Annotated in this window: 28 protein-coding genes; 7 read left to right on the top strand and 21 right to left on the bottom strand. The window is 47.9% G+C overall.

Going from position 1 to position 24,645, the window contains the following annotated elements:
• Positions 1-5: 5 nt before the first annotated feature.
• The 4 genes from rnr to OWN49_RS06405 all read right to left on the bottom strand — a co-directional run bounded on the left by rnr (position 6) and on the right by OWN49_RS06405 (position 3,756).
• Positions 6-2,339: a ribonuclease R gene (gene rnr, locus OWN49_RS06390; protein ID WP_077722851.1), complete on the bottom strand. Its 2,334-nt coding sequence runs from the start codon at positions 2,337-2,339 to the stop codon at positions 6-8.
• Between the two features lie 18 nt (positions 2,340-2,357).
• Positions 2,358-3,098 carry an alpha/beta hydrolase gene (locus OWN49_RS06395; RefSeq protein WP_014305833.1) on the bottom strand — a complete coding sequence of 247 codons (741 nt, stop codon included), beginning with the start codon at positions 3,096-3,098 and terminating at the stop codon, positions 2,358-2,360.
• Positions 3,099-3,216: 118 nt separating this feature from the next.
• Positions 3,217-3,447 (bottom strand): preprotein translocase subunit SecG, encoded by a 231-nt coding sequence (gene secG / locus OWN49_RS06400; RefSeq protein WP_003151681.1) that lies wholly within the window; start codon positions 3,445-3,447, stop codon positions 3,217-3,219.
• A gap of 123 nt (positions 3,448-3,570) precedes the next feature.
• Complete coding sequence (locus OWN49_RS06405; RefSeq protein ID WP_087920807.1) at positions 3,571-3,756, bottom strand: helix-turn-helix domain-containing protein; 186 nt, start codon at positions 3,754-3,756, stop codon at positions 3,571-3,573.
• Between the two features lie 195 nt (positions 3,757-3,951).
• On the opposite strand from OWN49_RS06405, the gene OWN49_RS06410 reads away from it, so the two are divergent.
• From OWN49_RS06410 to OWN49_RS06420, 3 genes are all read left to right on the top strand, one after another.
• Positions 3,952-4,362, top strand: coding sequence for a helix-turn-helix domain-containing protein (locus tag OWN49_RS06410; RefSeq protein ID WP_014418895.1), 411 nt, complete (start codon positions 3,952-3,954; stop codon positions 4,360-4,362).
• Positions 4,363-4,386: 24 nt separating this feature from the next.
• Positions 4,387-4,818 carry a helix-turn-helix domain-containing protein gene (locus OWN49_RS06415; RefSeq protein ID WP_003151674.1) on the top strand — a complete coding sequence of 144 codons (432 nt, stop codon included), beginning with the start codon at positions 4,387-4,389 and terminating at the stop codon, positions 4,816-4,818.
• Positions 4,819-4,899: 81 nt separating this feature from the next.
• Positions 4,900-5,217, top strand: a complete 318-nt coding sequence (locus OWN49_RS06420) for a winged helix-turn-helix transcriptional regulator (RefSeq protein WP_003151672.1) — start codon at positions 4,900-4,902, stop codon at positions 5,215-5,217.
• An 84-nt stretch (positions 5,218-5,301) separates the two neighbouring features.
• Here the strand turns inward: OWN49_RS06420 and OWN49_RS06425 are convergent, their stop codons facing one another.
• The 9 genes from OWN49_RS06425 to OWN49_RS06465 all read right to left on the bottom strand — a co-directional run bounded on the left by OWN49_RS06425 (position 5,302) and on the right by OWN49_RS06465 (position 13,145).
• Positions 5,302-6,705, bottom strand: coding sequence for a sensor histidine kinase (locus OWN49_RS06425; protein WP_077722852.1), 1,404 nt, complete (start codon positions 6,703-6,705; stop codon positions 5,302-5,304).
• The gene (locus OWN49_RS06430) at positions 6,696-7,358 is read right to left on the bottom strand and encodes a response regulator transcription factor (protein WP_102422552.1); all 663 of its coding nucleotides are present in this window, start codon (positions 7,356-7,358) and stop codon (positions 6,696-6,698) included. The genes OWN49_RS06425 and OWN49_RS06430 overlap by 10 nt, the downstream gene beginning before the upstream one ends.
• A 21-nt stretch (positions 7,359-7,379) precedes the next feature.
• Entirely contained in the window at positions 7,380-8,150 is a 771-nt protein-coding gene (locus OWN49_RS06435; RefSeq protein ID WP_102422553.1) for a lantibiotic immunity ABC transporter MutG family permease subunit, read from the bottom strand.
• Complete coding sequence (locus OWN49_RS06440; RefSeq protein ID WP_176283531.1) at positions 8,147-8,881, bottom strand: lantibiotic immunity ABC transporter MutE/EpiE family permease subunit; 735 nt, start codon at positions 8,879-8,881, stop codon at positions 8,147-8,149. Before OWN49_RS06440 ends, OWN49_RS06435 begins: the two co-directional genes overlap by 4 nt.
• The gene (locus OWN49_RS06445; RefSeq protein WP_071392291.1) at positions 8,878-9,591 is read right to left on the bottom strand and encodes a lantibiotic protection ABC transporter ATP-binding protein; all 714 of its coding nucleotides are present in this window, start codon (positions 9,589-9,591) and stop codon (positions 8,878-8,880) included. Before OWN49_RS06445 ends, OWN49_RS06440 begins: the two co-directional genes overlap by 4 nt.
• A gap of 110 nt (positions 9,592-9,701) precedes the next feature.
• Entirely contained in the window at positions 9,702-10,379 is a 678-nt protein-coding gene (locus tag OWN49_RS06450; RefSeq protein WP_154303066.1) for an ABC transporter permease, read from the bottom strand.
• A gap of 18 nt (positions 10,380-10,397) precedes the next feature.
• Complete coding sequence (locus OWN49_RS06455) at positions 10,398-11,315, bottom strand: osmoprotectant ABC transporter substrate-binding protein (protein ID WP_146284063.1); 918 nt, start codon at positions 11,313-11,315, stop codon at positions 10,398-10,400.
• 14 nt (positions 11,316-11,329) lie between these two features.
• Positions 11,330-11,983, bottom strand: coding sequence for an ABC transporter permease (locus OWN49_RS06460; protein ID WP_077722855.1), 654 nt, complete (start codon positions 11,981-11,983; stop codon positions 11,330-11,332).
• Between the two features lie 16 nt (positions 11,984-11,999).
• A complete protein-coding gene (locus OWN49_RS06465; protein WP_077722856.1) occupies positions 12,000-13,145 on the bottom strand; it encodes a betaine/proline/choline family ABC transporter ATP-binding protein in 1,146 nt (381 codons plus the stop codon).
• A gap of 285 nt (positions 13,146-13,430) precedes the next feature.
• Between OWN49_RS06465 and OWN49_RS06470 the strand changes: the two genes are divergently transcribed.
• Positions 13,431-13,964: a GbsR/MarR family transcriptional regulator gene (locus tag OWN49_RS06470; RefSeq protein WP_003151660.1), complete on the top strand. Its 534-nt coding sequence runs from the start codon at positions 13,431-13,433 to the stop codon at positions 13,962-13,964.
• Positions 13,965-13,997: 33 nt separating this feature from the next.
• Here the strand turns inward: OWN49_RS06470 and opuCD are convergent, their stop codons facing one another.
• From opuCD to opuCA, 4 genes are read right to left on the bottom strand one after another with little or no spacing between them, the layout of a single operon-like run.
• Positions 13,998-14,672 (bottom strand): glycine betaine/carnitine/choline/choline sulfate ABC transporter permease OpuCD, encoded by a 675-nt coding sequence (opuCD, locus tag OWN49_RS06475; protein WP_017418896.1) that lies wholly within the window; start codon positions 14,670-14,672, stop codon positions 13,998-14,000.
• A 17-nt stretch (positions 14,673-14,689) separates the two neighbouring features.
• Entirely contained in the window at positions 14,690-15,583 is an 894-nt protein-coding gene (opuCC, locus tag OWN49_RS06480; RefSeq protein ID WP_102422576.1) for an osmoprotectant ABC transporter substrate-binding lipoprotein OpuCC, read from the bottom strand.
• A gap of 37 nt (positions 15,584-15,620) precedes the next feature.
• Positions 15,621-16,274 (bottom strand): ABC transporter permease, encoded by a 654-nt coding sequence (locus OWN49_RS06485; protein ID WP_003151654.1) that lies wholly within the window; start codon positions 16,272-16,274, stop codon positions 15,621-15,623.
• Positions 16,275-16,294: 20 nt separating this feature from the next.
• Positions 16,295-17,434: an osmoprotectant ABC transporter ATP-binding protein OpuCA gene (gene opuCA / locus OWN49_RS06490; RefSeq protein ID WP_062623563.1), complete on the bottom strand. Its 1,140-nt coding sequence runs from the start codon at positions 17,432-17,434 to the stop codon at positions 16,295-16,297.
• Positions 17,435-17,694: 260 nt separating this feature from the next.
• Here opuCA and OWN49_RS06495 point away from each other — a divergent pair, with 260 nt between their 5' ends.
• Complete coding sequence (locus tag OWN49_RS06495) at positions 17,695-18,252, top strand: GbsR/MarR family transcriptional regulator (RefSeq protein ID WP_176283532.1); 558 nt, start codon at positions 17,695-17,697, stop codon at positions 18,250-18,252.
• Positions 18,253-18,272: 20 nt separating this feature from the next.
• Here the strand turns inward: OWN49_RS06495 and OWN49_RS06500 are convergent, their stop codons facing one another.
• Positions 18,273-18,905: an NAAT family transporter gene (locus OWN49_RS06500; protein ID WP_071392294.1), complete on the bottom strand. Its 633-nt coding sequence runs from the start codon at positions 18,903-18,905 to the stop codon at positions 18,273-18,275.
• 438 nt (positions 18,906-19,343) lie between these two features.
• Between OWN49_RS06500 and OWN49_RS06505 the strand changes: the two genes are divergently transcribed.
• The gene (locus tag OWN49_RS06505; protein ID WP_015387695.1) at positions 19,344-20,054 is read left to right on the top strand and encodes a hypothetical protein; all 711 of its coding nucleotides are present in this window, start codon (positions 19,344-19,346) and stop codon (positions 20,052-20,054) included.
• A 38-nt stretch (positions 20,055-20,092) separates the two neighbouring features.
• Here the strand turns inward: OWN49_RS06505 and OWN49_RS06510 are convergent, their stop codons facing one another.
• Positions 20,093-21,871: a zinc ribbon domain-containing protein gene (locus tag OWN49_RS06510; RefSeq protein ID WP_176283533.1), complete on the bottom strand. Its 1,779-nt coding sequence runs from the start codon at positions 21,869-21,871 to the stop codon at positions 20,093-20,095.
• A 132-nt stretch (positions 21,872-22,003) separates the two neighbouring features.
• Between OWN49_RS06510 and OWN49_RS06515 the strand changes: the two genes are divergently transcribed.
• Positions 22,004-22,465, top strand: coding sequence for a GNAT family N-acetyltransferase (locus tag OWN49_RS06515; RefSeq protein ID WP_176283534.1), 462 nt, complete (start codon positions 22,004-22,006; stop codon positions 22,463-22,465).
• 42 nt (positions 22,466-22,507) lie between these two features.
• On the opposite strand, the gene OWN49_RS06520 is transcribed toward OWN49_RS06515, so the two are convergent.
• Entirely contained in the window at positions 22,508-23,743 is a 1,236-nt protein-coding gene (locus OWN49_RS06520) for an MFS transporter (RefSeq protein WP_176283535.1), read from the bottom strand.
• Entirely contained in the window at positions 23,718-24,638 is a 921-nt protein-coding gene (locus tag OWN49_RS06525) for a TIM barrel protein (protein WP_015387694.1), read from the bottom strand. Before OWN49_RS06525 ends, OWN49_RS06520 begins: the two co-directional genes overlap by 26 nt.
• Positions 24,639-24,645 lie beyond the last annotated feature (7 nt).

Here is a 24,645-nt window from a genome sequence, read left to right on the forward strand (position 1 = left end):
CGCATTTACTTCTTCTTTTTGCGTTTTTGTTTCGGCGCGTTTTGGAAACCGCGTTTTTTCTTTTTCTTCTTCGGTTTTGTAAACCATTCCCCTTTTTCCTCCGATTTCGGCGGTGAAGCCGGGGTATTGCTGTTTAACACGCGTTTCCGCGCCGGTCTGCCTCGTTTTCTGCGGTCGCCTGTTGTTTCTCTCGGACGGCGGGTGCCTTTCATGCCGACAATTTCAAAGTCGATGTTTCTCTCATCTTTATTGACGTCGACGACTTTGACCGTGATTTCGTCTCCGATGCGGTAAACGTTGCCCGTGCGTTCACCGATCATGGCGAAATGCTGCTCGTCAAAACGGTAATAATCATCCGTCATAAAGCTGACGTGCACAAGCCCTTCAATCGTATTCGGCAACTCGACGAACATTCCGAAATTCGTGACGGAACTGATCATGCCGTCAAATTCCTCGCCGATTTTATCAAGCATATATTCCGCTTTTTTCAGATCGTCCGTTTCCCGCTCGGCGTCAACGGCGCGCCGTTCCATCGTTGACGTATGATCAGCGATTTCCGGAAGGCGTTCGGCCCACTTTTCCTGAGTTGCTTCGTCCGATTGTCCGTTGATCAAATACGTTCTGATCAGCCTGTGAACGATTAAGTCAGGATATCGGCGGATCGGCGATGTGAAGTGCGTATAAAATTCAGTCGCCAGCCCGAAATGGCCCAGGCTTTGCGGGTCGTATTTCGCCTGCTTCATGGAACGGAGCATGACGGTTGAAATCACCGTTTCTTCCGGACGGTCCCGCACTTCATCAAGAATGCTTTGCAGCGCGCGCGGATGAATGTCTCCGGCTTTCCCTTTGACGATATAACCGAATGTCGTCACGAACTCCAGAAACTTTTGCAGTTTTTCGGCGTTCGGCTCTTCGTGAATCCGGTAAATAAACGGCACGTTCATCCAATGGAAGTGTTCGGCCACCGTTTCGTTTGCCACAAGCATGAATTCTTCGATCAGCTTTTCCGCTACTGAGCGCTCTCTGATGACGACGTCTCTTACGGCGCCTTCCTCATCGACGAGCACCTTCGCCTCTTTAAAATCAAAATCCACGGCGCCGCGGTCCATCCGTTTCGCCCGGAGAATTTCCGCCAGACGTTCCATGTCTTTAAACATCGGGACGAGCGGCTCATATCTTTCTTTCAGCTCGGCGTCGTCTTCTGTGAGGATCCGGTTGACATCTGAATAGGTCATTCGTTCCGTCGTTTTAATGACGCTTTGGAAGATCTCGTGTTCCGTCACCTGTCCCTGCTGGTTGATTGTCATTTCGCAGGAAAGCGTCAGCCGGTCGACCTTCGGATTTAAAGAACAGATTCCGTTAGACAGTCTGTGCGGGATCATCGGAATGACCCGGTCAACCAAGTACACGCTTGTCCCTCTTTCCAGCGCTTCTTTGTCAATCGGGGAATTCTCCGTGACGTAATGGCTGACGTCGGCAATATGAACGCCGAGCTTGTAGCTGCCGTTATCAAGCTTTGTCACGGTGACGGCGTCATCCAGATCCTTCGCATCGGCGCCGTCAATGGTGACAATGACCTGATCGCGGAGATCACGGCGGTCTTTGATGTCTTTTTCATCGATGGTATCGGGCGTGCTTGTTGCCTGCTCCATCGCTTCAGCCGGAAAATCTCCCGGCAGGCCGTGCTTATGGATGATGGATAAAATATCGATGCCCGGATCATTTTTATGGCCGAGTATTTCAACGATTTCCCCTTCGGCGTTCATTCTGCCTTCAGGATAGCTTGTCAGTTTGACGACGACTTTATGGCCTTCCGCAGCGCCGTTATTGGCATGTTTCGGAATAAAAATATCACTCGTGATTTTCTTATCATCCGGGATGACAAAGCCGAAGCTTTTCGTTTCTGTGTATGTGCCCACGACGCGGTCGATGCTTCTTTCCAGGATGCGGATGACCGTGCCTTCCTGTCTCGATCCGCTTGACTGGGAATTGAGCCGCACCATGACGATATCGCCGTTCATGGCCGTATTCAGCTCGTTCGGCGGAATAAACACGTCGCTTAAAGAGGTATCCTCCGGCAGCAGAAACGCGAAGCCCTTCGCATGCGCGGAAATTTTTCCTTTTACTAAATTCATTTTTTCCGGAAGCCCGTAGCGGTTGCTTCTGGTGCGGACGATCTGTCCCGTCTCCTCAAGCGCCACCAGCGCTTTTACCAGCTCTTTAAATTCATCGGCTTCCTTGATGTTCAGCATCTCCTCGAGTTCCTGAATGGTAAGGGGCTTGTACGCCTCTTCCTTCATAAACGCGAGAAGACGGTCCATAAACGCTTCTTTTTCCATTATTCGACCTCCTGTTTGTTACCAATCGAGTTTCTCTAAAAATTCGTACACATCCTGATGAACGAGGTCCCGTTCTTTATCGAGCGTAATGACATGGCCTGATTCTTCATACCATTTCAGCTGTTTGTCGTCCGTTTCCACCTCGTTGAAAATGATGTTCGCACTTTCTGTATTAATCATATGGTCATGCCGTGCCTGAACCACAAATGTCGGGGAATAGATCATGTCGACGTTTTTGCGCACATCGGCAATCAGCTCCTGGAGCGATTTGAGCGTATTCATCGGCGTTTTTTCAAACTCCTTCATTTCCTTTTCAATCTGCTCCGGCTGTTTTCCTTCGAATTTTTTATAATTGCGCGCGTAGGAGAGAACTCCTTCGTACATAACCTCTTCACTTTTAATGTGCATCGGCGCACACATAGGAACAATTCCCTTTATGGGTACAGTGTAACCCAATTTCAATGAAAAAACCCCGCCAAGCGACAGTCCGCACGCCGCAATGTTTTCATAGCCTTCAGACCGTAAATACTCATAACCGTCCATGACGTCTTTCCACCAATCTTCAGGTCCCGTATGTACCAGCTCTTCCGGCGGAACACCGTGCCCTTTATATTGAGGCGCGTGACAAGTGTAGCCGCGCTCATTCAAGTAGCGGCCGAGCATTCTGACGTCTGCCGTATTTCCCGTAAATCCGTGCAGCAGAAGCACCGCTTTGTCTCCGCCTTTAAATGTAAATGGTTTTGGTGTCACAATTTTCATGCTCATAACCCCTTTTTTGCACATTCAATTTAGTTTTCCACAGTTTTGCGAGAAACAAACGCCGTCTCTCAACAAGAAAAAGGCCTGATATTAAATCAGACCTTATACAAACATTGCCTTATACGATATACGCTAGCGAAATCGTCAACACGAAAAACAAGACTGCCAGCACAACGGTTGTGCGGTGAAGAATCAGATCAAGGCCCCTTGCTTTCTGTTTTCCGAAAAGCTGCTCCGCCCCGCCTGAAATTGCACCCGATAAACCGGCGCTTTTGCTGGTTTGAAGCAATACGACAATAATAAGTGCAATACTGACGATAACCAATAAGGTAATCAATAATGTGTGCATCCCATACACCTCCAGACTGACTGGCCTACATTGCTTCTATTTTACATGAAAAACAAAGGCATGTCACGCCGTATCGGTGCACATCATGTCAGAAAAACGGAAATGCGTTTGAATCTTCCATCATCATTGACTTTTGTCAACAAAGTCGTAGTAAAAAAGATCTTCAAATTTCATGTCAAAGTAATAGAGCATTTTTCCGATGACCAGCTGGCCCGGCCTCCGCTCTCCATTCAGTACACGGCTCAGTGTGGCGGGAGATATTCCGATCTCCAGGGCGAGCTGGTTTAACGAGTAGTCATTATTGACCATATACTGCAGCACATAATCTCTTCTGATCTGTATCTTTTCGACCACTTTCTTCACCTTCCGTTCTGTCAAATACTTTCTTTCTTATACATAAGATACGGCTTTTGTTAACTTTTGTCAATACTTTTCCAGCCTGGCTATTCCCTTTAGTCAATAAACATACTAGAATATAAATAGACCGCGGGAGGGGGAGAGACTGTGGAAAGCTTCGGGAAACAATTGCGGACATTACGGGAAAAAAGGCATCTGACAGTGAATCAGCTGGCAACGTATTCAGGCGTCAGCGCCGCGGGAATCTCGCGGATTGAAAACGGCAAACGCGGGGTGCCGAAACCAGCAACCATTAAAAAGCTCGCAGATGCGTTAAAAATCCCGTATGAGGAACTGATGCAGACGGCGGGATATATAGAGACCGTCCAGGAAACGAGAGCCCCGTACGACACGGGCTGCACCTTGCTGGAAAAAGCCGAAACGTATGAGCTGCATGATTTATCCCTTTTGGAGCGGGAGAACTGGCGGCACCTGTCGAAAGAAGACTTGGTTCTGCTTGATAAATACTTTGCGTTCTTAGCGGCGGAAGCCAAAAAAAGAACAAATGAAGACTCATGACTTTGCACATGTGAGGCGATCTTATTGAACACATTCGGAAAACAATTAAGAGAGCTGCGCCGCGCCCGGAAGCTTACCGTCAATCAGCTTGCCGTCTATTCCGGCGTCAGCTCGGCGACCATTTCCAGAATTGAAAACGGGCACCGCGGCATTCCTAAACCGGCGACCATCAGAAAATTGGCGGACACATTAAAAATCCCGTACGAGGAGTTAATGGCGCGGGCCGGACACATCAAGGCATTTCAGGAGGAAATCCGTGAAACCTCCGAAAGCTATCAATCCATCTGCGCCATCTATCAGACCGCCGTTGACAGAGGCGCGGAGCATCTGCCGCTGTTTGACAGCAAAAAGTGGCAGCACTTCACAAAAGAAGATATTGAAAGCGTCAGCAAGTACTTTGATTTTATTGCGGCTGAAGCGAAAAAGCGCTCCCCGGATTCCTCATCCTCTTTTTGACCCTCTCCTCAACTTAACAAGCGCCAGACGTACGTTCCCTCCGATTTTGCGGTATAATAGCAGAAGACGAGGTGAAAAAGCATGAACCAATCAGAAATGTGCCCCAGATTCGAAAAAGCGGTCGACATCCTAAGTAAACGCTGGGTGGCTCTAATCGTCTTTCAGTTATTGAACGGACAGCAGCGATTTAGCGAAATTGAAGCGGCGCTTCCGAATTTAAGCGGAAGAGTCTTGTCAGAACGTCTGAAAGAACTTGAAACAGAAGGTGTCATCAAACGGGATGTTATCCCCGAAACGCCTGTCCGCATTGAGTACTCTTTAACGGAAAAAGGCTGCGCATTAGCCCCTATTTTAGAGGAAATTTCCAAGTGGTCTTCAACATGGATTGATCCTTCCTGATAAACTCTTTTCCGCATAAGCGGCTGATCTCTCAAACGGACAGCCGTTTTTATTTTTGCTTTTCTTATACAGAAAAACAAGCCCTCAGGCGTGCAGGGCTTGTTTTTGTCTGACGCCTTCCAGCGGAATTCGAATCTCCGCCCGGGCTCCTCCAGACTCCTGATTTTCAAGTATTAATTCGCCGTGATGAAGATGTACGACGTGATGGGCGAATGTAAGCCCCATGCCGTGATGTCCCGCCGAATGTCTGCTTTTATCCTCCGTGTAAAAAAGCTGTGTCGCTCTTTTCAGCGCTTCCGGCGAGAACCCGCTTCCGCTGTCGGATACGGCAAGATGGAGGGCGGAATCGGTGCACAGGACGTCCACACGGATTTCCCCTCCTTCCGGCGTATAGTCGACGGCATTTGCCGCGATATTCATGACCGCCCTGTGGAGCAGCTCATGATCGATCGGCGCTTCTATTCGGTCAATTCCCCGTTCGCTAAGGACGAGATCAATCTGCTTCGGCCCCGCAAGCGCCGCCGCATCACGATATATGTTTTGAATCCACTCTTTGAGGTCGGTATATTCAACATGAACGGCAACTGCCTCCTCCGCTTTGGAAAGCTGGATCAGCTGTCCGACATAATGCTCGATTTTGTTTCCGGCATCCAGGATATACTGCGCATATTCCGCCTGCTCCTCATCAGGTTCTGTTAACTGAAGCAGCTCGGCATTTCCTTTAATAATCGTTGCCGGAATTTTAATATCATGCGCAAGCGCGCCGATTTGTTCTTTCTTTATCCGCTCCGCCTCCCACTGCGCCGCCAGAGATGCCTGAAGCGCGTCTTTCATTTTCAGCAGAGAGTCAATGACATCGTCAAATTCCTTTATACGCGACCTTTTTGGATTGATATTTAAATTCTGTTTTTGAATGCTTGCCGTAATGGAGCTGAGTGTGCTGAAATGCCGTCTCAGCTGATTGGCGAAACGCGTCGTCACGATAAAAACGGTCAAAAGAAGCAAAGTGATCAGAATCGTAAGACCCGTCCATTCATAATTCGGCAGATAGCGCCTTAACAGCGGCGACTGAAATTCCGACCTGAGTGAATATTGGAGAACGCCGTATTCATCTTTCCGATTTATCACCATGAATCCTTTTTGAGCATAATTAAAATACGGCTGATGCTGAATCTTTTTTCTGGCGTTGGCCGCATCTTGTTCCGTCATCGTTCCTTTTGTCATCCGCTTTGTTTTTTTATCAAAAACGGCGTATGTCATACCGTCGGGAATCATGTCTTCTGTTATCTTTTCCGCCGATTTCAGGCGGGGCTTGATCTGTTCCGCCTCATGCTCGCTGTAGTTTGCGGGCAGGATCGCTCCGGCATTCATGGCAATGGCATTTAAGGCGACGCATAATGCCGCCACCCCCATCGTGCTCAGACACAAAGTGATGGTAAATTTGACAAGCTCTTTGCGGATGCTGGATTTTCCTTTTGCTATTCCCATTTGTATCCGACACCCCACACCGTTTTGATCGGATCAGCCCCGTGTTCTTTACATTTTTTCCGGATGGTTCTGATAAACTCCGTAATGGTTGAATAGAGCGCATCGCCGTCCAAGCCGTACACTTCCTCGTAAATCTGCTCCCGTGAGAATGTTCTGTTTTTATGCTGTGCCAGAAATTCAACGATTTTATATTCGTTTTTCGTAAGAGGCAGTTTCCGGTCATCCATCCATACTTCTTTACTGTCAAAATCAAACATGAAGCCTGATATCAGCCGTTTCGTCTGATGCTTTTCCCGCCGTTCCCTTCTGACATGCGCGTTTACCCTTGCCATCAATTCCTGTACGCCGAACGGCTTTGTGATGTAATCATCAGCGCCTGTCATGAGGCCTTTCACAATGGATTCTTCGTCAGACTTTGCCGTTAAAAACAGGATCGGGCTGTCCACCAGCGGCCGAATCCGCCGGCAGAGTTCAATCCCGTCCGTTCCGGGCATCATGACATCAAGAAGAATCAAATCGTAGCCTTGAAAAAAATCCAATGACTGATCTTCCGCTTTTTCCAGAATCGTTACTGTATGCTGATCACGCTGTAAAATGTTTCTGATCAGAACGAGAATATCTTTTTCATCATCAATTGCTAAAATGTTTGCCACCGGCCGAATCGCTCCTTGCCTTTATTCATATGAACGCCGCCCTTCCCATCTTCTGCACCAATAGAGGCCGGCCAGACATAATATCACTATAGAAAAATATAACATTATTTCTCCGAATCTCATATCGTATCTTACATAAGGGAGGAACTCTTTTTTGACTTTGTCAAAATGCAGCAGTCCTGCAAGGCCTGAAAGCCGCACGCTCCATGCCCACGGGAAAAAACGCCAGATGATATCGCCAAGTCCCGTATTCATGAGCGCCGCCATTAATAATCCCGCACCCCCTAAAAGCCCGGACGGTCCCATGCCGTACTGTATGCCGACAAAAAAAGAAATCATATAAAGCGGAATACTGCCGGCAATCAGCCACGCCCCTCCTTTTAAAAAGAGAAGATACGGAAGGTCATTGATGTGAAGAACAAATTTCATCCCCGCCAAATAAAGACAGATGGCAAGACCTATCGATAACACATTCAAGAGCAGCAGAAGAAGCAGCTTGCCCGCAAAACTGACGATTTTCGAATGCGGAACCGCCAGCATCATCTGAAAATGGCCCGCCTGTTCCTCGACGGAGGCAGACATGCCGCAGACAATACTGATGATTAGAGGGTATAAAACAGCAATCGCGCTGAAAAACACACTGTACAGCATATAAGGCTCCTGAACCCTTCCATACATATACAACAGGAAAAATCCCGCGCATAAAACCGGGGCCGCAGCATGCATCCATATGAGCGGCGTGCGCTTCATTTTTAATACATCGGCCCACATATATCGTAAAAGCACGGTCATGACCGGTTTCCCCCTTTTGAAAAAGACACTGCGGAAATCAAACTTATTGCGATAAAAGAAAGGATAGAAAGAATAATAGCCGGAAAGATCACGTTTCCGTTTAATAAGCCGCTGTCTGCGGGAAGCGGAATTCCGTTCGGATGGATCCCGAGAATCGGTGACATCAGCCGGACTGACCAGCTCCATGGGCTCAGCCACCACAATGAACCGGACGCCGGCACAATACCCAAAACAAAAGCGGCGATCATATTCACGAGAATGACTGCCGTAAATCCGAACTGCCTGGCAATCCATAAGCACAATGGAATTTCCCAAAGCGTCGTCAGCCATAAAAGGAAGCCTGCTTCAACGCCTTTCAGCTGCAGCGCAGCAATTGCCGGAAATACAAGGCCAAGTAAAAACATGATGATGAAAAAGACGATTTGCGACAGGAGTGAATACAGCGCGATCAAGCTTATTTTTGAGAGCCATATGCTTTTTAAATCTGCCGGCAATGAGTACACCGCGCGGTCATTCGCAGATTTTTTCTCTTTTTTAACAGATAAACCGCACATTAGAGCAATCATGAGCGGCATGAAAATAACCGCCCACCAATTGAACGTGCCCGTCATAAAATAAGCCGTATTCAGCAGAAAAGAAAAAGCCGTGTTCAGAAGCGGGATCAGAATGATCAGCTTTCTGATAAATGTTCTTTTAGATGTAAGATGTTCCGCCTGCATGTACTGAATCATTTCCCAGTCCCCGCTTTCTCCCGTGTTGATTTGACAACCTCCAGAAACAGCCGCTCCAGATCGTCTTCCCGGCTGATTTCTCCCTGATATCCTAAAACGCCGTCACTGATGATTCCGATATGGTCTGCGATCTGCTCGACTTCTGATAACAGGTGGCTTGATAAAATAACCGTCATTCCCTGTCCGGGCAGGGAGCGGATAAATTCCCGCAAATCCTGAATCCCCATCGGGTCCAATCCGTTTGTCGGCTCATCAAGAATTAAGAGCGACGGACGGTTTAATAATGCTAACGCAATGCCGAGACGCTGTTTCATTCCCATGGAAAATTGTCCGGCGCGCTTTTTTCCGGTTCCCGTTAATCCCGTGATTTCCAGCACTTCCGCAATTCTTGAATCAGGCAGTCCGAGCATCACGCAGCGGACTTTCAGATTTTCAGCGGCTGTCAGGTTGCTGTAAAGCGGCGGCGCTTCAATCAGGGAACCGATGCTTTTCAAATCTTCGCGCTTCCATGTATGTCCGTCGAACAGAACCTCGCCGGATGTTTGCTGCAGCATGCCGGTCAATATTTTGAGAGTCGTCGATTTTCCCGCGCCGTTCGGACCGAGCAGGCCGTATATACTGTTGCGTTTAACCGATAGAGACACATCAGCCACTGCCTGTTGTCTGCCGAATGATTTTTGCAGCCGTCTCGTTTCTAAGATGTTGCTCATATGATTACCCCTCTGCTTTGTTATTTGATATGTAAGACTTTACAGCGCAGTTATCAAAATTTAATCAAGAAATCAAAAAAAGCATCCTTCACGCGGAAGAATGCTTTTTTTCATGAGGCTGAGCGTACGATCAGCTTTCTTTTTTGTTTTTTCACCGGGCTTAGGGCTCGCTCCAGCCACGCCATCAGCAGGTCTGCGGCCACCGCCATCAGCGCGGTCGGGATGGCGCCCGCCAGAATAATGGCGGTTCCGTTTGTCGCGTTCGATCCTCTGACGATCATATCGCCGAGGCCGCCCGCCCCGACGAAGGTGCCGATCGCCGTGATGCCGATGGCAATGACGAGCGCCGTTCGGAGACCCGCCATAATGACGGAAAGCGCAAGCGGCAGCTCCACCATACGAAGGATTTGGTATTTCGTCATGCCCATCGCTTTTCCCGACTCGAAATAAGCGTGCTCGATATTGATAATGCCTGTGTGCGTATTTCTGAGAATCGGCAGCAGTGAATACAAAAACAAAGCCGTGATGACCGTATTGGCGCCGAGTCCCATGACAAGCATCAGGACGGCGAGCATCGCAAGCGCCGGAACGGTTTGAATCACGTTCGCCACAGCAAACACCCAGCCGGCGAGACGCCCGTGCCTGGCTGTCACAATTCCGGCCGGAATGGCGAAAGCGGCGGCGAAAACGACGCCGTACGCCGACATGAGAAAGTGCCGCCAGCACTCATACAGAACATAGCTGCCGTTTTGAGCGTAATACGTAAACAGCTCTTTCATCGTGTCCATCCGCACATCTCCTTTCCGTTATTCAAAGTAATGATGTTTTTCTAAATATTCCTTGGCCACGACGGACGGCTCTTTTAATCGGCCGTCAACTTCGTAATTCATTTTCTGCATCATCTTTGTATCAATCGCGCCGATCATTTGATTGATCACGCCCTCCAGTTCGGGATGCTCTTTTAATACATGATCCGGAACGACGGGTGAACAGTCATACGGAGGAAAGAAACGCTTATCATCCTTCAGCGTTTTCAGTCCGTAAGCGATGATTCTTCCGTCGGTGGAATAAGCGAGCGCGATATCCATCTTTCTGCTTTTCAGCGCGTCGTATACGAGGCCGATCTGCATTGGATACGTGCCTTCAAATGACATTCCGTATGTTTTCATAAAATCCTGATACCCGTTGCCTCTCAGCTTCATCCAATAGTTATCTACGCCGAATTTCAGATGAGACGCTTCTTTTTTGACATCGGATACCGTTTCTAAATGATACTTGCGGGCAAGCTGTCCGGAAACGGTAAAGACGTATGTATTATCAAAGCCGTAAGAATCAAACCATTTCATGTCATATCTGTTTTGAAATTCACGCTGAACGAGCCGCAGCGCTTTGTCCGGGTCTTTTTCCGGCTCCATGCGAAGCGTCCCGGTCAGCGCGTCTCCTGTATAGCGCGTCGCGGCGATATCAATGTCACCGTTTATCAAGGATTGCTGCTGTACGGCATTGGAGCCGAGATTTTTAATAACCGTTGTCTTCAACCCGCTGTGATGTTCGATCATCTGTCCGAGCATGCTTGCGATGATTTCCGATTCGGTCATGCTTTGCGCGCCGATTTTAATGGTGTCCTCCGATGCGGCGCTCAATCCCGGGAGCGAGCATCCGCCAAGGAGCAGCATGCCGAGACAGGCGATTGCGAGCAGCCGTTTTTTGCATCTATTCCCCATGAGAGACCTCCTCCTTATGAAGCGTCCTTTATGCTTTTCAGCCCGTCAGGCGTGACTTTCCGTTCTGTCATCCCCAACATGTAATCGACGGCGGCCGCCAGCATCGTGACCGGAACGGCGCCTGCGATAATATACTCCGGCTGATAAAGGTTCAAGCCGATAAAAATGTAATCTCCCAGCCCGCCTCCGCCGATAAAGGAGGCGAGTGTCGCCCAGCCGATTAAATAAATCGAAGACGTTCTGATGCCCGCCATGATGACCGGAGCGGCAAGCGGAAGCTCTACAAGCCTGATCTGCTCCCATACCGTCATGCCGATTCCTTTTCCCGATTCCAGAAGATGCCGATTGACGCCGAGAATCCCCGTATACGTGTTTCTGAGAATCGGCAGCATGGAATAGAAAAACAGCGCCGCAACGGCCGGGACCTTTCCTACGCCTAAAAGCGGAATAAAAAACGCAAGAATGGCAAGACTCGGCAAGGTTTGAATGATGTTGACGATGCCGATGACGGCGCCGGCTCCTCTTTTCATTCTCGTCAGCAGGACGCCGAGCGGAACGGCGGCGAGAATGCCCGCCATGACGGCGATTAATGAGATGTACAGATGCTCCCATGTTTTATAAAGCATCTCTCCGCCATTTGCCTGTAAAAATTGCACGGTCTGATTCATATCAATGGAAGCCTCCTCATGACATCACCGCGAGCTGATTCTCTTCTCCCCAGATGGAGTCATAGACGATGTCAACGAGGCTTGCCCTTGTCACGATTCCCGTTAGCCGGCCGTCCTCATCAAGGACCGGCACAAATTTCATGCCTCTTTTTAAAATCTTATGGACGGCGTCGCGAAGCAGAGTGCCGCTTCTGACCGTGTACAGATCCCGTTCAAGCACTTCCGCGACGGTTACCGCTTGTCTTCGTTTGCGGTCAATCATCTCCACATCGACATAACCTTGGAGAACGTTCTTTTCATCAATGACGAGCAGCGAATCCACCCGCTCGGCACGCATCAGCTGAATGGCGGCTGACAGTGTTTTCTCAGGTGTTACCGTCACGGGATCGGGATTCATGATCTGCTCCACCCGTTCAATATCAGGGCTGGATGATTGAATCAGCCGTTCCTTGCCGATAAACTCCTCAACAAATTCATTCGCCGGAAATCTGAGAATCTCATCAGGCGTTCCGGCCTGGACGATTTCTCCCGCTTTCAGAATGACGATTCTGTCCGCAAGCTTGATGGCTTCGTCCATATCATGGGTAACAAATACGATGGTTTTATGTAAGGTTTTTTGCAGTTTTTTAAATTCTTCCTGAAGGGAATCTCTCGTAATCGGGTCAAGCGCCCCGAACGGTTCATCCATTAAGATAAGCGGCGGCTCTGCGGCAAGTGCCCGTAATACACCTATTCGCTGCTGCTGTCCTCCGCTCAGTTCATGAGGGTAACGGTCTAAATATTCAGGCCCCATATCAACGAGCTTTAAAAGCTCTCGCGCCCGTTCCTTCCGTTTTTCGGCAGGATGCTTTAAAAGCTTCGGAACGAGCGTAATGTTCTGCTGAATGGTCATATGCGGAAACAGCCCGATCTGCTGGATGACATAGCCGATGCTTCTTCTGAGTTCCACCGGGTCTTGTTCCATAATGTTTCGGCCCTCTATCAGGATTCTGCCTTCTGTCGGTTCAATTAAGCGGTTGATCATTTTCATCGTCGTCGTTTTGCCGCAGCCGCTCGGTCCGATAAAACAAATAAATTCGCCTTTGGCGATATTCAGGTTGATGCTGTTGACGGCTTTTTTCCCGCCTTTATACGTTTTCGAGACATTTTCTAATGTCAGCAAACACTCACACCTCCGATATTAAATTTGTTCAAATCGTTAAATTCAAATTTAACTTTTCAGACAATTGAACGTTTCCCATTATAAATTAAACTTTGTAAATTAAAAAGTTTACAATTTGTCCATATTATATATAAAGGTTGTGTAAGCACTGATTTACCCGTATTGACCGGCAAAGTTCTTCTTATTGCTCCGAATTACTGCCAAATTCTCTCGGAAGAGCATTTCCGCCGGTTTAAAAATGTGGTATATTGACATCGGAATTGCTGACTGAAAGGATTGAAACTGTTGGAGAAAGATCCGTTACACGTAATCGAACAAGCTGAAGATCATTTGATAGAACGAATCGCTGAAAATATGCATACATTCGGAATGCCGGCGACGGTGGGGCGCATTTTAGGCATTATTTATATGAACCGCAAGCCGATGACCTTAACTGAATTATCAGAAGCGACCGGCATGAGCAAAACGAGAATGAGCCAGGCGGTCCGTGAAATGCTTGACGTCAATCTGGCGGAAAAAGTGTTTGAAAAAGGCGTCCGCAAAGATTTATACGACGTCGAGCAGGATTATTATCAAACCTTTATTACGCTGTTTACGGCCACATGGAGCAAGGTCGTCAGCAAAAATAAAATGATGCATAAAAAGCTGAACCGCGAACTGACGGCCGTCCTTGAAAACGGCGTGCCGGAAGAAGCTGAGGAAAAAATCAACGAACTGCTGAAAGAATTAAAGGATTGGCTTGATTACTACAACTGGATCAGCCGTCTGATCGAGTTTTTTGAAAGCGAAGAAATATTCAAGCATGTTCCGAAGCCATAAGAAAAAAACGCCCTGACCCGCAAGGCGTTTTTTTCATGCCGCATTCGGCGCTTTGGTTCGTTTTTTCTTTCTCACCGGACTCAGCGCCCGCTCCAGCCATGCCATCACAAGATCTGCAATAACGGCCATCAGCGCTGTCGGGATGGCGCCGGCTAAAATAATCGCGGTTCCGTTCGTGGCGTTTGAGCCCCTGACAATGATGTCACCGAGTCCGCCCGCGCCGACAAACGTACCGATTGCCGTAATGCCGATCGCGATAACGAGCGCCGTCCGCAGCCCCGCCATGATGACAGAAAGCGCAAGCGGCAGCTCCACCATGCGGAGCACCTGAAATTTGGTCATGCCCATCGCTTTTCCCGATTCAAGATAAGCATGTTCAATGCTGGCGATTCCGGTGTACGTATTCCGGATGATCGGAAGAAGCGAATATAAAAACAGCGACAAAATCACCGTATTGGCGCCGAGCCCCATGACGAGCATCAGCACCGCGAGCATCGCAAGCGCCGGCACGGTCTGAATCACGTTTGTCACCGCGAATATCCAGCCGCTTAATGTTCTGTATCTGGCAATGAAGATGCCGAGCGGAATCCCAACGATCGCCGCAAATAAAACGCCGTATACCGACATGAGAAAATGGCGGTAAAACTCCTGAAGCACATAGACGCCGTTTTGAGAATAATAAGTGCCGAGCTGCTGCAGCACTTCCATTTGCCCCACCTCATTTCTTATTCAAAATAATGATGTTTCTCCAGAAATTCTTTAGCGACGACGGACGGTTCTTTCAGCTTGCCGTCCACCTCGTAATTCAATTCCTGCATCGTTTCCGTATCGATTTTGCCGATCAGTTTATTCACAATGCCCTTCAGTTCAGGATGCTGCTTCAGCACGCTGTCGGGAATGACCGGCGAACAGTCATACGGCGGGAAAAACTGCTTGTCGTCTTTTAAAATTTTCAGATCGTACGCTTTAATCCGTCCGTCCGTTGAATAAGCGAGGACGGCGTCCATTTTCCCGTTTTTCACGGCATCGTATACAAGTCCGATCTGCATCGGATAGGTTGTGCCGAATTCATAGCCGTACGTGTCGGTGAAGCCCTTATAGCCGTCGCCTTTTCTTTTCAGCCACGCATTGTCTACACCGAGCTTAAATTGATCCGCATACTTCTTAATATCGGATACTTTGTCTAAATGGTCTTTTTCCGCAAGCTCTTTCGTGACGGTAAAAGCGTATGTGTTCTCAAATCCGTAAGAATCAAACCATTTGTAATGGAAGCGCTTCTCAAATTCCTTCTGGACGATAGATAATGCTTTTTTCGGGTCTTTTTCCGCTTCCATGCCGAGGGTGCTCGTTAAATCCGTTCCCGAGTAGCGCGTCGCGGCAATATCGATTTCACCGCCGAGCATCGCCTGCTGCTGGACATAGTTCGATCCGAGGTTTTTAATTAATGCCGTATTCAAGTCTGTATTGTGCTCAATCATCTGTGCAATCATATTGGCGATAATTTCTGATTCCGTCATGCTTTGCGCCCCGATTTTAATCGTATCATCGGAAGCCCCGCTCAGGCCGGGAAGGGAACAGCCGCCCAGAAGCAGAGCAGCTGACAGCGCCAGTGCGCACATCCATCTCTTTTGGTTTCTTTTCAAAACAGCCAACTCCTTATGATACTTCCTTCAGTCCTTTCAGCCCTTTCGGCGTCACCTTCCGTTCCGTCGCCGCCAGCAGATAATCAATGATAATGGCTAAAATGGTGACGGGCACGGCGCCGCCGATAATATATTCAGGCTGATAGAGATTCAGGCCGATAAAAATATAGTCTCCGAGCCCGCCGCCCCCGATAAAGGAAGCAAGCGTCGCCCAGCCGATCAGATAAATGGTGGATGTGCGGATGCCCGCCATGATCACCGGAACCGCAAGCGGCAGTTCCACAAGCCTGATCTGCTCCCAGACCGTCATCCCGATGCCTTTTCCCGATTCCAGCAGATTTTTGTTTACGCCTTGAATGCCGGTATACGTGTTTCGGAGAATCGGCAGCACCGAATAGAAAAACAGCGCGACGATCGCGGGCACCTTTCCCACGCCTAACAGCGGGATAAAAAACGCCAGTATCGCGAGACTCGGCAAGGTCTGCACAATGTTGACGGCGCCGATGACGGCGCCTGCGCCCTTTTTCATTCTCGTCAGCGCCACTCCGAGCGGAACGGCGACGACAATGCCTAATATGACGGCGATGATCGAAATGTATAAATGCTCCCACGTTTTATATAACAGTTCTCCGCCGTTCGTCTGCAAAAACTTGATCATTTCATTCATTGTAAGCGTTCCTCCCCTTGTCAGCCTGTCACCAGCTGGTCTTCCTCGCCCCAGATTGAATCGTAAACGATGTCGACAAGGCTCGCTCGCGTGACAATTCCGACTAAATGCCTTTGTTCATCAACGACGGGTACATATTTCATTCCGCGCTTTAAAATTTTGCGTACGGTATCACGCAGCAGTGTCCCCTGCTCGACCGTATACAGATCAGAGCGGAGCACGTCGCCGACGAGGCTCGCTTTTTTCCGGTTCTGATCAATGATCTCGACATCGACATACCCTTGCAGCACATTCAGGTCATCAACGACAAGCAGGGAATCGACACGGTGCTCCCGCATCACTTGGATCGCCTGCGAAAGCGTTTTGTCCGCCGTAACGGTGACAGGCTTTTTGTTCATCATCTGCTCGACGCGCTCAATGTCCGGTCTTGATTGCAATAACCGTTCTTTGCCGATAAATTCTTCGACAAACTCATTAGCCGGATTCCGGAGAATGTCATCAGGAGTGCCGGCCTGAACGATCTCTCCCGCTTTTAAAATGACGATCCGGTCAGCCAGCTTTATTGCTTCATCCATATCGTGGGTTACAAACACAATTGTTTTATTCAATGTTCTTTGCAGTTTTTTGAATTCTTCCTGAAGGGAATCCCGTGTAATCGGGTCAAGCGCTCCGAACGGTTCATCCATAAGAATAAGAGGCGGTTCCGCTGCAAGGGCGCGCAGCACGCCGATTCTCTGCTGCTGTCCGCCGCTCAGCTCGTGAGGATAGCGGTCTAAATATTCCGGGCCCATATCGACGAGCTTCAAAAGCTCCCGCGCCCGTTCCTTCCGCTTTTGTTCCGGCCATTTCAGCAGTTTCGGCACGAGGGAAATGTTCTGCTGAATGGTCATATGAGGGAAAAGTCCGATCTGCTGAATGACGTAGCCGATTTTCCGTCTCAGCTCCACCGGGTCCTGCTCCATAATGTTTTCGCCATCGATAAAAATCTTTCCGGATGACGGCTCAATCAGTCTGTTAATCATTTTCATCGTCGTCGTTTTTCCGCAGCCGCTCGGCCCGATAAAACAAATAAACTCGCCTTTTTCGATGTTTAAATCAATGCTGCTGACAGCTTTTTTTCCGCCTTTATAGACTTTCGATACATTTTCTAATCTCAGCAATCCGTGCACCTCCGAAGGGTTCCGTTATTTTTCTGAAAAGTATAATCTTTATTATAAGATGAAATTTGTAAAATAAAAAGTTTACAATGTGTTGAAATTATATACAATATACGTATTTTTTCATGTTATCCCGCTGACAATGCGGATGTTCTTACAATCGCTCCCGATAGCTCGCATATCCTGCCGCATCATCTTTTTCATCAACTGTAAAAAATATGATATATTGTCAGCATGAAAAGCCAGTGAAGGGATGATCAGCCGTGGAAAAAAACGCTCTTGATATCATCGGGCATGCTGAAGAGCATCTCATTGAGAGAATCGCCGAGAATATGCATACATTCGGAATGCCGGCCACACTTGGTCGTGTGCTCGGTATTATTTATATGAACCGCAAGCCGATGACGTTAAATGAGCTGTCAGAGGCGACCGGGATGAGCAAAACGAGGATGAGCCAGGTGGTCCGTGAAATGACTGATGCCAATCTGGCGGAAAAAGTGTTTGAAAAAGGCGTTCGCAAAGACCTTTACGACGTGGAGCGTGATTATTACCAGACGTTTATCTCCCTGTTTACGGCAAATTGGACAAGGGCGGTCAGCAAAAACAAAATGCTCTATAAAAAGCTGAACCGCGAGCTGACTGAGCTTCTGGAATCGGAAAATCTCAGTCCCGATATTGAAGAAAAAGCCCGTCAGCTTTTGGATGAACTGACGGATTGGCTCCATTATTATGACTGGCTGAGCCGTTTGATAGAATTTTTTGAGAGTGAAGAAGTGTTTCAGCATGTGCCGAAAATAGAAAAAAGCAGCACCCGAAGATAACCGGGCGCTGCTTTTTTAAGTCAGGAAACCAATATCGGGAACATGCCTTTCAGACCGGCGCCGATCATGCCGATCGCCACCACCGCCAAGATCAGCCCCATCAGTCGGGTAATGACGTTCATTTCGGTTTTCCCGAGCTTATTGCTGATGAAAGATGAATAGTGAAAGAAGATGAACGTCATCGCGATGACGGCCGCAATGCCGATAAGCACGCTAATGTAATGGATGATGCCGCCATGGCCGGCCGACAGACTCATCACCGTCGCGATCGTACCGGGACCGGCGATAATCGGAATCGACAAAGGCGTCACGGAAATATCCGCTTTCTCCTTGCTTTCCCCCTTCTCTTCATGATGAAGGGACTGTACATGTGATTGTTTCGCGTTCAAAAGATTATAAGCGATGCCGAAAATAAAAATACCGCCTGCGATACGCAAGGCATGAATATTAATGTCGAACAGTTTAAAGATCAGATGGCCGAAGATTAAAAATGCCGCCAAGATGATAAACGACAGCACGGACGCCTTGCGTGCGATCGCTGTCCGTTCTTTCTCCGGGTAGCCCTCTGTCAGTGAAAGAAAAATCGGCACGTTTCCGATGGGGTTGGACACTGCAAACAGGGAAATGAAGACATGAATGATAAATGAAAACATGCGTACCTCCTTATGGCTTGCCATTATTGAGTTATGTTTTGTTCTCCGCTGTTTCTTATGCATGATTTTTACCCCGGGGTCTGCTTTTTATAACCTCAGCCGGACGATCCGGAAAACAGAAAAAACCGTCCTTGTAAGGATGGTTTTTTCTGTTTGCTATCTCCATAAGCCTTTTCCGAATTTCAACAGCCGATAAAGCATTTTCAATTTTTTTAGCATGCGTTAATTTCCTTTTTCACTCTGGTTCAATGCGCCGAGAGACATGATATCTGTCAGCTCCAATAAAATTCTACCATAATGGGTACTTTTTCTCTATTATCAATTCATAGAGAAGGTGATTTATATATCTTTAGAAAACTCCGTTACATCCGTCCTATTTTCTTTTATAATGTAAATATTGAACAAAATCCCTATATTACTTGTAAAAGGAGTTTTAGAATGTATTGTTCTCAATGCGGCCATCATACTGATGGCGGAAAATTTTGTGAAAAGTGCGGTGCGCCCCAGCCCGGGCAGGGAGGCGCAGGCCAAACACAGGGTCAGGCCGCTCAGGCCGGCGCCGCGGCTAAGCAGGCATCAAAGCAATTTGCCTTATTCGTGCTTGATGTGTTAAAGAGACCGTATCAAACATGTAAAACGACAGGCGGCGAACAGCTTGTCAGCAGCATCATCAACATGGTGCTTTTCTGCCTGGTGACGCCGATTATGTTTTATATTCTCTTATCGGACGGCTTTCGTGATGTCAGTTTTACCGCGGTTGTGATCAAACCGGCGCTTACCTTTGCATTATGCGTATTCTGCCTGTATCTCTTGATTTTTATCGCTTTGAAGGCCGGCGGCGCGCAGGTGTCATTTAAAGATTCGCTGTCCAGATTCGGAGCATTTTTGATTCCGTTTACAGCTATTTTGCTTCTTGCCCTCATTTTTATGCTGCTTCATACAACCGTTTGCTTTACCATTCTGGCTGTCGGTCTTTTAGGAGCGGCGTTTGCCGTGCCTCCGCTCATGCTGGCGAGCTATCAGCATCAGCTCACGGCTAAAGCGGATATCATTTATTCTGTTATCGTCATCTATTTGATCATTTGCGTAACGTTTCAATTCACGATCAAGCATTATATGAAAGAACTCATGAATTATTTCTTCTTTTAAAAACGGAAACCCCGCCGCCTGATTGGCGCGGGGTTTTTTTATTGAATGGATGTTAAATAAATTCTTCCGTCTTTGACAACGCCGCCATACGTCCAATTGTATGTTCTGAGCTTCGGACTGCCGCCGGCTTTCGTAATATAAAACTCCTCGTACGTATGAATCGTCAGATGAGAGCCTTTCTGTGAAAAGCTTTTGACATTCACTTCATTAAATACTTCGGTCGTGCCCTCGCTGTGCAGTTTTTTGACCAGTTTCTGCTGATCAGCATACAAAGGGCTTCCCTCTTCTAAATTGCCCGCCATGATGGCAAAATTGTTAAGGCTGACGGCGCTTGATTGATTTGTCAGGTAATCAGTCATAAACGATGTGACTTGCTCGTTTGTCACGCTGCCTGAAGCTGTATTTCCTTTGGAAGATGCCCATGCGGATGTATAGGTTTTCGGCTGGTCGTTTTTTATTTTTTTTACATTGGTCCCAGAAGAATCTGAGGCAGGGTCAGCTTTTTCGAAAACCCATTTTTTATGTTTTGTATCATATGAGAGTACATAATGAAAGCTCGGCTCAGCCTCTTCCATATCAGGCTTCGTATTCCCGTCGAAATAAGCAGACTCATGAAGCTCTTTACCCGTAACAGTTGCTTGCCAGCGGCCGTTCTCTTGAGAAATCGCAAATGAATCCAGATCAAAGCTTGTCTCTTTATACTGATCTTTCAAAAAGGTGCCGGAACTCTTCATGCCGGATACCACTTCTTTCGTCTGCTCTTTCCAGGCGGAACCAGCCTCGGTCATCTGATCGGTATTTCCGTCTGCCATCGCTTTTGTATACTGCTTCGTTGTTTTGACAATCGTGTCCATGATTGTTTGTTGTGTATCTTGATCCGGGATAAGCGTTAAGTCCACATCAGTACTGTTGATCGGAACATCGGCAGTTTTCATTTTTCCCCAAGGAAAATCAGCCTCCACGGCGGCTGTCATGGAACCGTCAGTTAAGAGCGGACCGTATGTAACGGATTTAAACGGATCTTTATGGACGGACTTGCCGTTTATCAGCAGATCGCCTTTCGCGTTTTTGAAGCTGTCTGCCGGAGTGAACGTCACATCCTCGGCGTCTAACGGCAGGTCAAAATCAACATTCCGGCTGCCGGCCGCCTCTGCCTCTTGCTTTTTGACAACGTCAACCGTGTCATTTTTAAGCTTGGCTTCCGCCGTGTAGACACCGGGTGCATACGGGCCGAAGATTTGGGTTTCATCGGCTTTTTTGACCGTCCCTGTTTTCTCGCTGTTGATATAAAGATCGGCGCCTTTATAATTGCTGGTGACGCGGAAATAAACCGGATCGACTTTCAGTTCGTAATGGTCAAACAATAGAAGGGTTTTACCCTCTTTTTTGACGTATACCGCATCTTTTTCTGATGAATTGCCGCGAAGCGTTGCCAGCAGTTCATCGTGTTTCTTTGCGTATGCAAGGAGCGGTTTGACATTGGTCTCATTCAGCTTCAGTTTTTTGTCTGAAGGAGTGAGCAGGGCTGCGAGCTTTTTCGTGTCCCCGTCATGAACCGCCTGTTCGAATTGATCCGTGAGCCTTTTTTCAGATGTCAGCCAGGCTCCGGTTTTATATGCGGCAATCAATAAGATCAGCGCTGCGGCGATGCCTCCCCATAGGAAGAGCGTTTTTTTAGGGATCGGCTTTCTCGGCTGTGATGCGGATTCAGCCGCCTGCCGCTCCAGCCGGCTTCCTTTCCCGATCGGCTTTCCGCATTCTTTACAGAAATGCGCCTCTTCATTATTCTGTCGGCCGCAATATTTACAAAAAAACATGACTTTCCTCCTATTCAATCTGCAAAACTTGTATAACTTTTCCTATGTTTCATATTTTATAATAAAGTAGAATGATTTTGGAGTTATTTTGAAAAAATAGCTGCCGATCACAATGAAGGAGGAGAAACGGACATGCAAAAACTGAGCATCCGAAAAGCGGCAGAGCGGGATGAAGCGCTGTATGAACTATTGCTGCTGGCCGATCCGTCGAAAGAGATTGTCGATGATTATCTTGTAAGAGGAGAATGCTATACGGCTTGGACGTCAGACGAGCTTGCAGGGGTTTACGTCTTATTGCAAACAAGGCCGAAAACGATAGAAATCGTAAACATCGCGGTAAAAGAATCGCTGCAGAACAGGGGATTCGGAAAACAGCTGGTGCGGGATGCCATTGAAAAAGCGAGAGAAACGGGAGCTGACACGATTGAAATCGGCACCGGAAATTCCAGTATTCATCAGCTGTCACTCTATCAAAAATGCGGATTCCGCATTCAGGCTGTCGACCATGATTTTTTTATCAGACATTATGATGAAGACATTTTTGAAAACGGCATTCAATGCCGGGATATGATACGGCTTTATTTGGATTTATGATAAAAGGGCGCCGGCTGACATCGGCGCCCCTTCGTTTAACATTCAGACGGATTGATCCGCTTGTTTCTCTGTATTTCTTTGACTCCCTGCTCTGACTGAAAAAACAGCAAAAACGATCGTAAGGGTCAGTCCGACCGCCGCAAAAATATAATCCGCATTCATCAACAGCAGAAGCCCTGTGTAGACAGCGGCCGACAGCGGTTCACCCATTTTGACAATGGAAAAAATCAGTGCAAAGACCCTTCCGAAATATGCGGCCGGAACCGTCTTTTGGAAATACAGCACCGTTTGCACATCAATATACGAGATGATGATGCCGAGCACCAGGAAGATGATGCACTCAAACCCGTGAAGCGGAAAAAACAGCACCAAAATGAGCAGTCCCGCTGCCGTTAACGTCCGCGGGTACAGCCGGTTCAAGCGTTTTGTATTCCATTTGAAAAATACGGCCAGATTGCCCAAAAGCATCCCCGCCTGAAACATTGAATACATGACGGCAAACCATACAGAATAGTTCTGCTGAAAACGCTCCACAGCAAGAATCGGCCCCATTACTGAAATAAGACCGGCAATGACGAGATTTACGACGAAAAAGTATCCGACCGATGTCAGCCATGCCGCATTTCCTTTCAGCATTCTGTAACCGGCTTTTACATCTTCAGCCCCGTTGCTTTTTTCATTGGGCTGTTCTGAAATACGAATGAACGCGATAAATGCCGCGGAGATAAAAAAAGCAGTTCCGTTTATGGCAAACAGCAGCCCGAACGGAATAGCCGCAATCATGATCCCGCTGATCAATTTTCCGACGATGAGTCCGATCAAGTCACTCGTATTGATCAGAGATGTCGCCTGATCAAGATGCTGTTTGCGGACGAGCAGCGGAATGATCGCAACTTTCGCCGGCGCAAACAGCATCGATTGCAGAGATAGACAAAAAGCGCACACCCCGGCTATCCACACGGTTAATAAATCGTTCGCGCTGAGCACCGCCAAGAGGATCATGATGACGGCCCGGCCCGTATTGCACAAATACAAGATCGACTTTTTTCGGAATAAATCAATCAGCGGTCCCGCCAGCACGCCAAATGTCAACGGCACAAGTTCGATAAAAGAAATAACGCCGACAAGAATTTTGCTGCCGGTCAATTCCAGCACTAACAGCGGCAGTGCAATAAGCCAGATCCCGTCCGCCGCTGAAGAAAACACCTGCGCACACCAAAGCTTTGCATAGTTCGGTGTTCGATATGTCATATCAGGCCCTTTTTTGATCCTCGGCATCAGAAACACCGCCGAACCATTCCAGCGTTCTCCATGATTCCCGTCTTTCCGTATAATCCTCTTCCATCACCTCAAATACAATGCCGGTATCTTGATTCCGATAAAGCTCCTGCAAAGTATCTGCAGCCCGTCTCAGCAGCTCCTCAGCGATCGTCCCTTCACTCGGATGGCGGCCCTCAAAACAGCGGACGCCGCCATGCGGGAACGCAAGCTGGCGAAATGAGCTGAAGTGATAATGTTTAATGCTCTCTTTTATCGAGAGAAACTGAAAGAAATCCGGGTATCTCAGCTGGTCATTTCTGAACATAAGCGCGGAAGACAAGTGAGTCTGATAGGTAATCGCCCAATGGCACAGATCCCACGTAATACCGACATGTTTCAGATCCAGCTGAACCAGCTCTGTAAAATCCTCAGGATAAATGAAAATCGGATCAAAATCCTCTCCCAGATTCCCGATGATCGGAAGGTTTTCCACACCGATCCAAATGTCCGTCCCTTTCAGCTGCTCATCAAACTCTGCGAAAAACTCAATGATTTTTTTACGGTTTCCTTCCAGATCATAGACTTGAAATTCCTCAACCGTCATAAATTGATTCGCATGAACGGTTATGCCTTTGGCGCCGTATTTCACAGCGAGCTCCGCAAAGTGATAAAGCTGTTTTTTGATGTGATCTTCATGCACATAATCGGCATGATCTGTCGGGAAATGCAGCGTCAATAATGAAGGATCAAGCTGTTTTGCATATTCCAGCGTCTGATTGAATGTTTTGAGATAATCCGCTTCACTAAAGGAGCGGCCGTCAAAAATATTCGCTTCCAGACCGTATCCCGCTTCCACCCATTTCTCATCGATTTGCTTCGGATCAAGTCCGAAAAACGGAATTTGAGCAATCATAGGACAG

The sequence above is a fragment of the Bacillus sp. NEAU-242-2 genome, from assembly GCF_027853835.1.
In the GTDB taxonomy this organism is placed as follows: Bacteria; Bacillota; Bacilli; order Bacillales; family Bacillaceae; genus Bacillus; species Bacillus velezensis.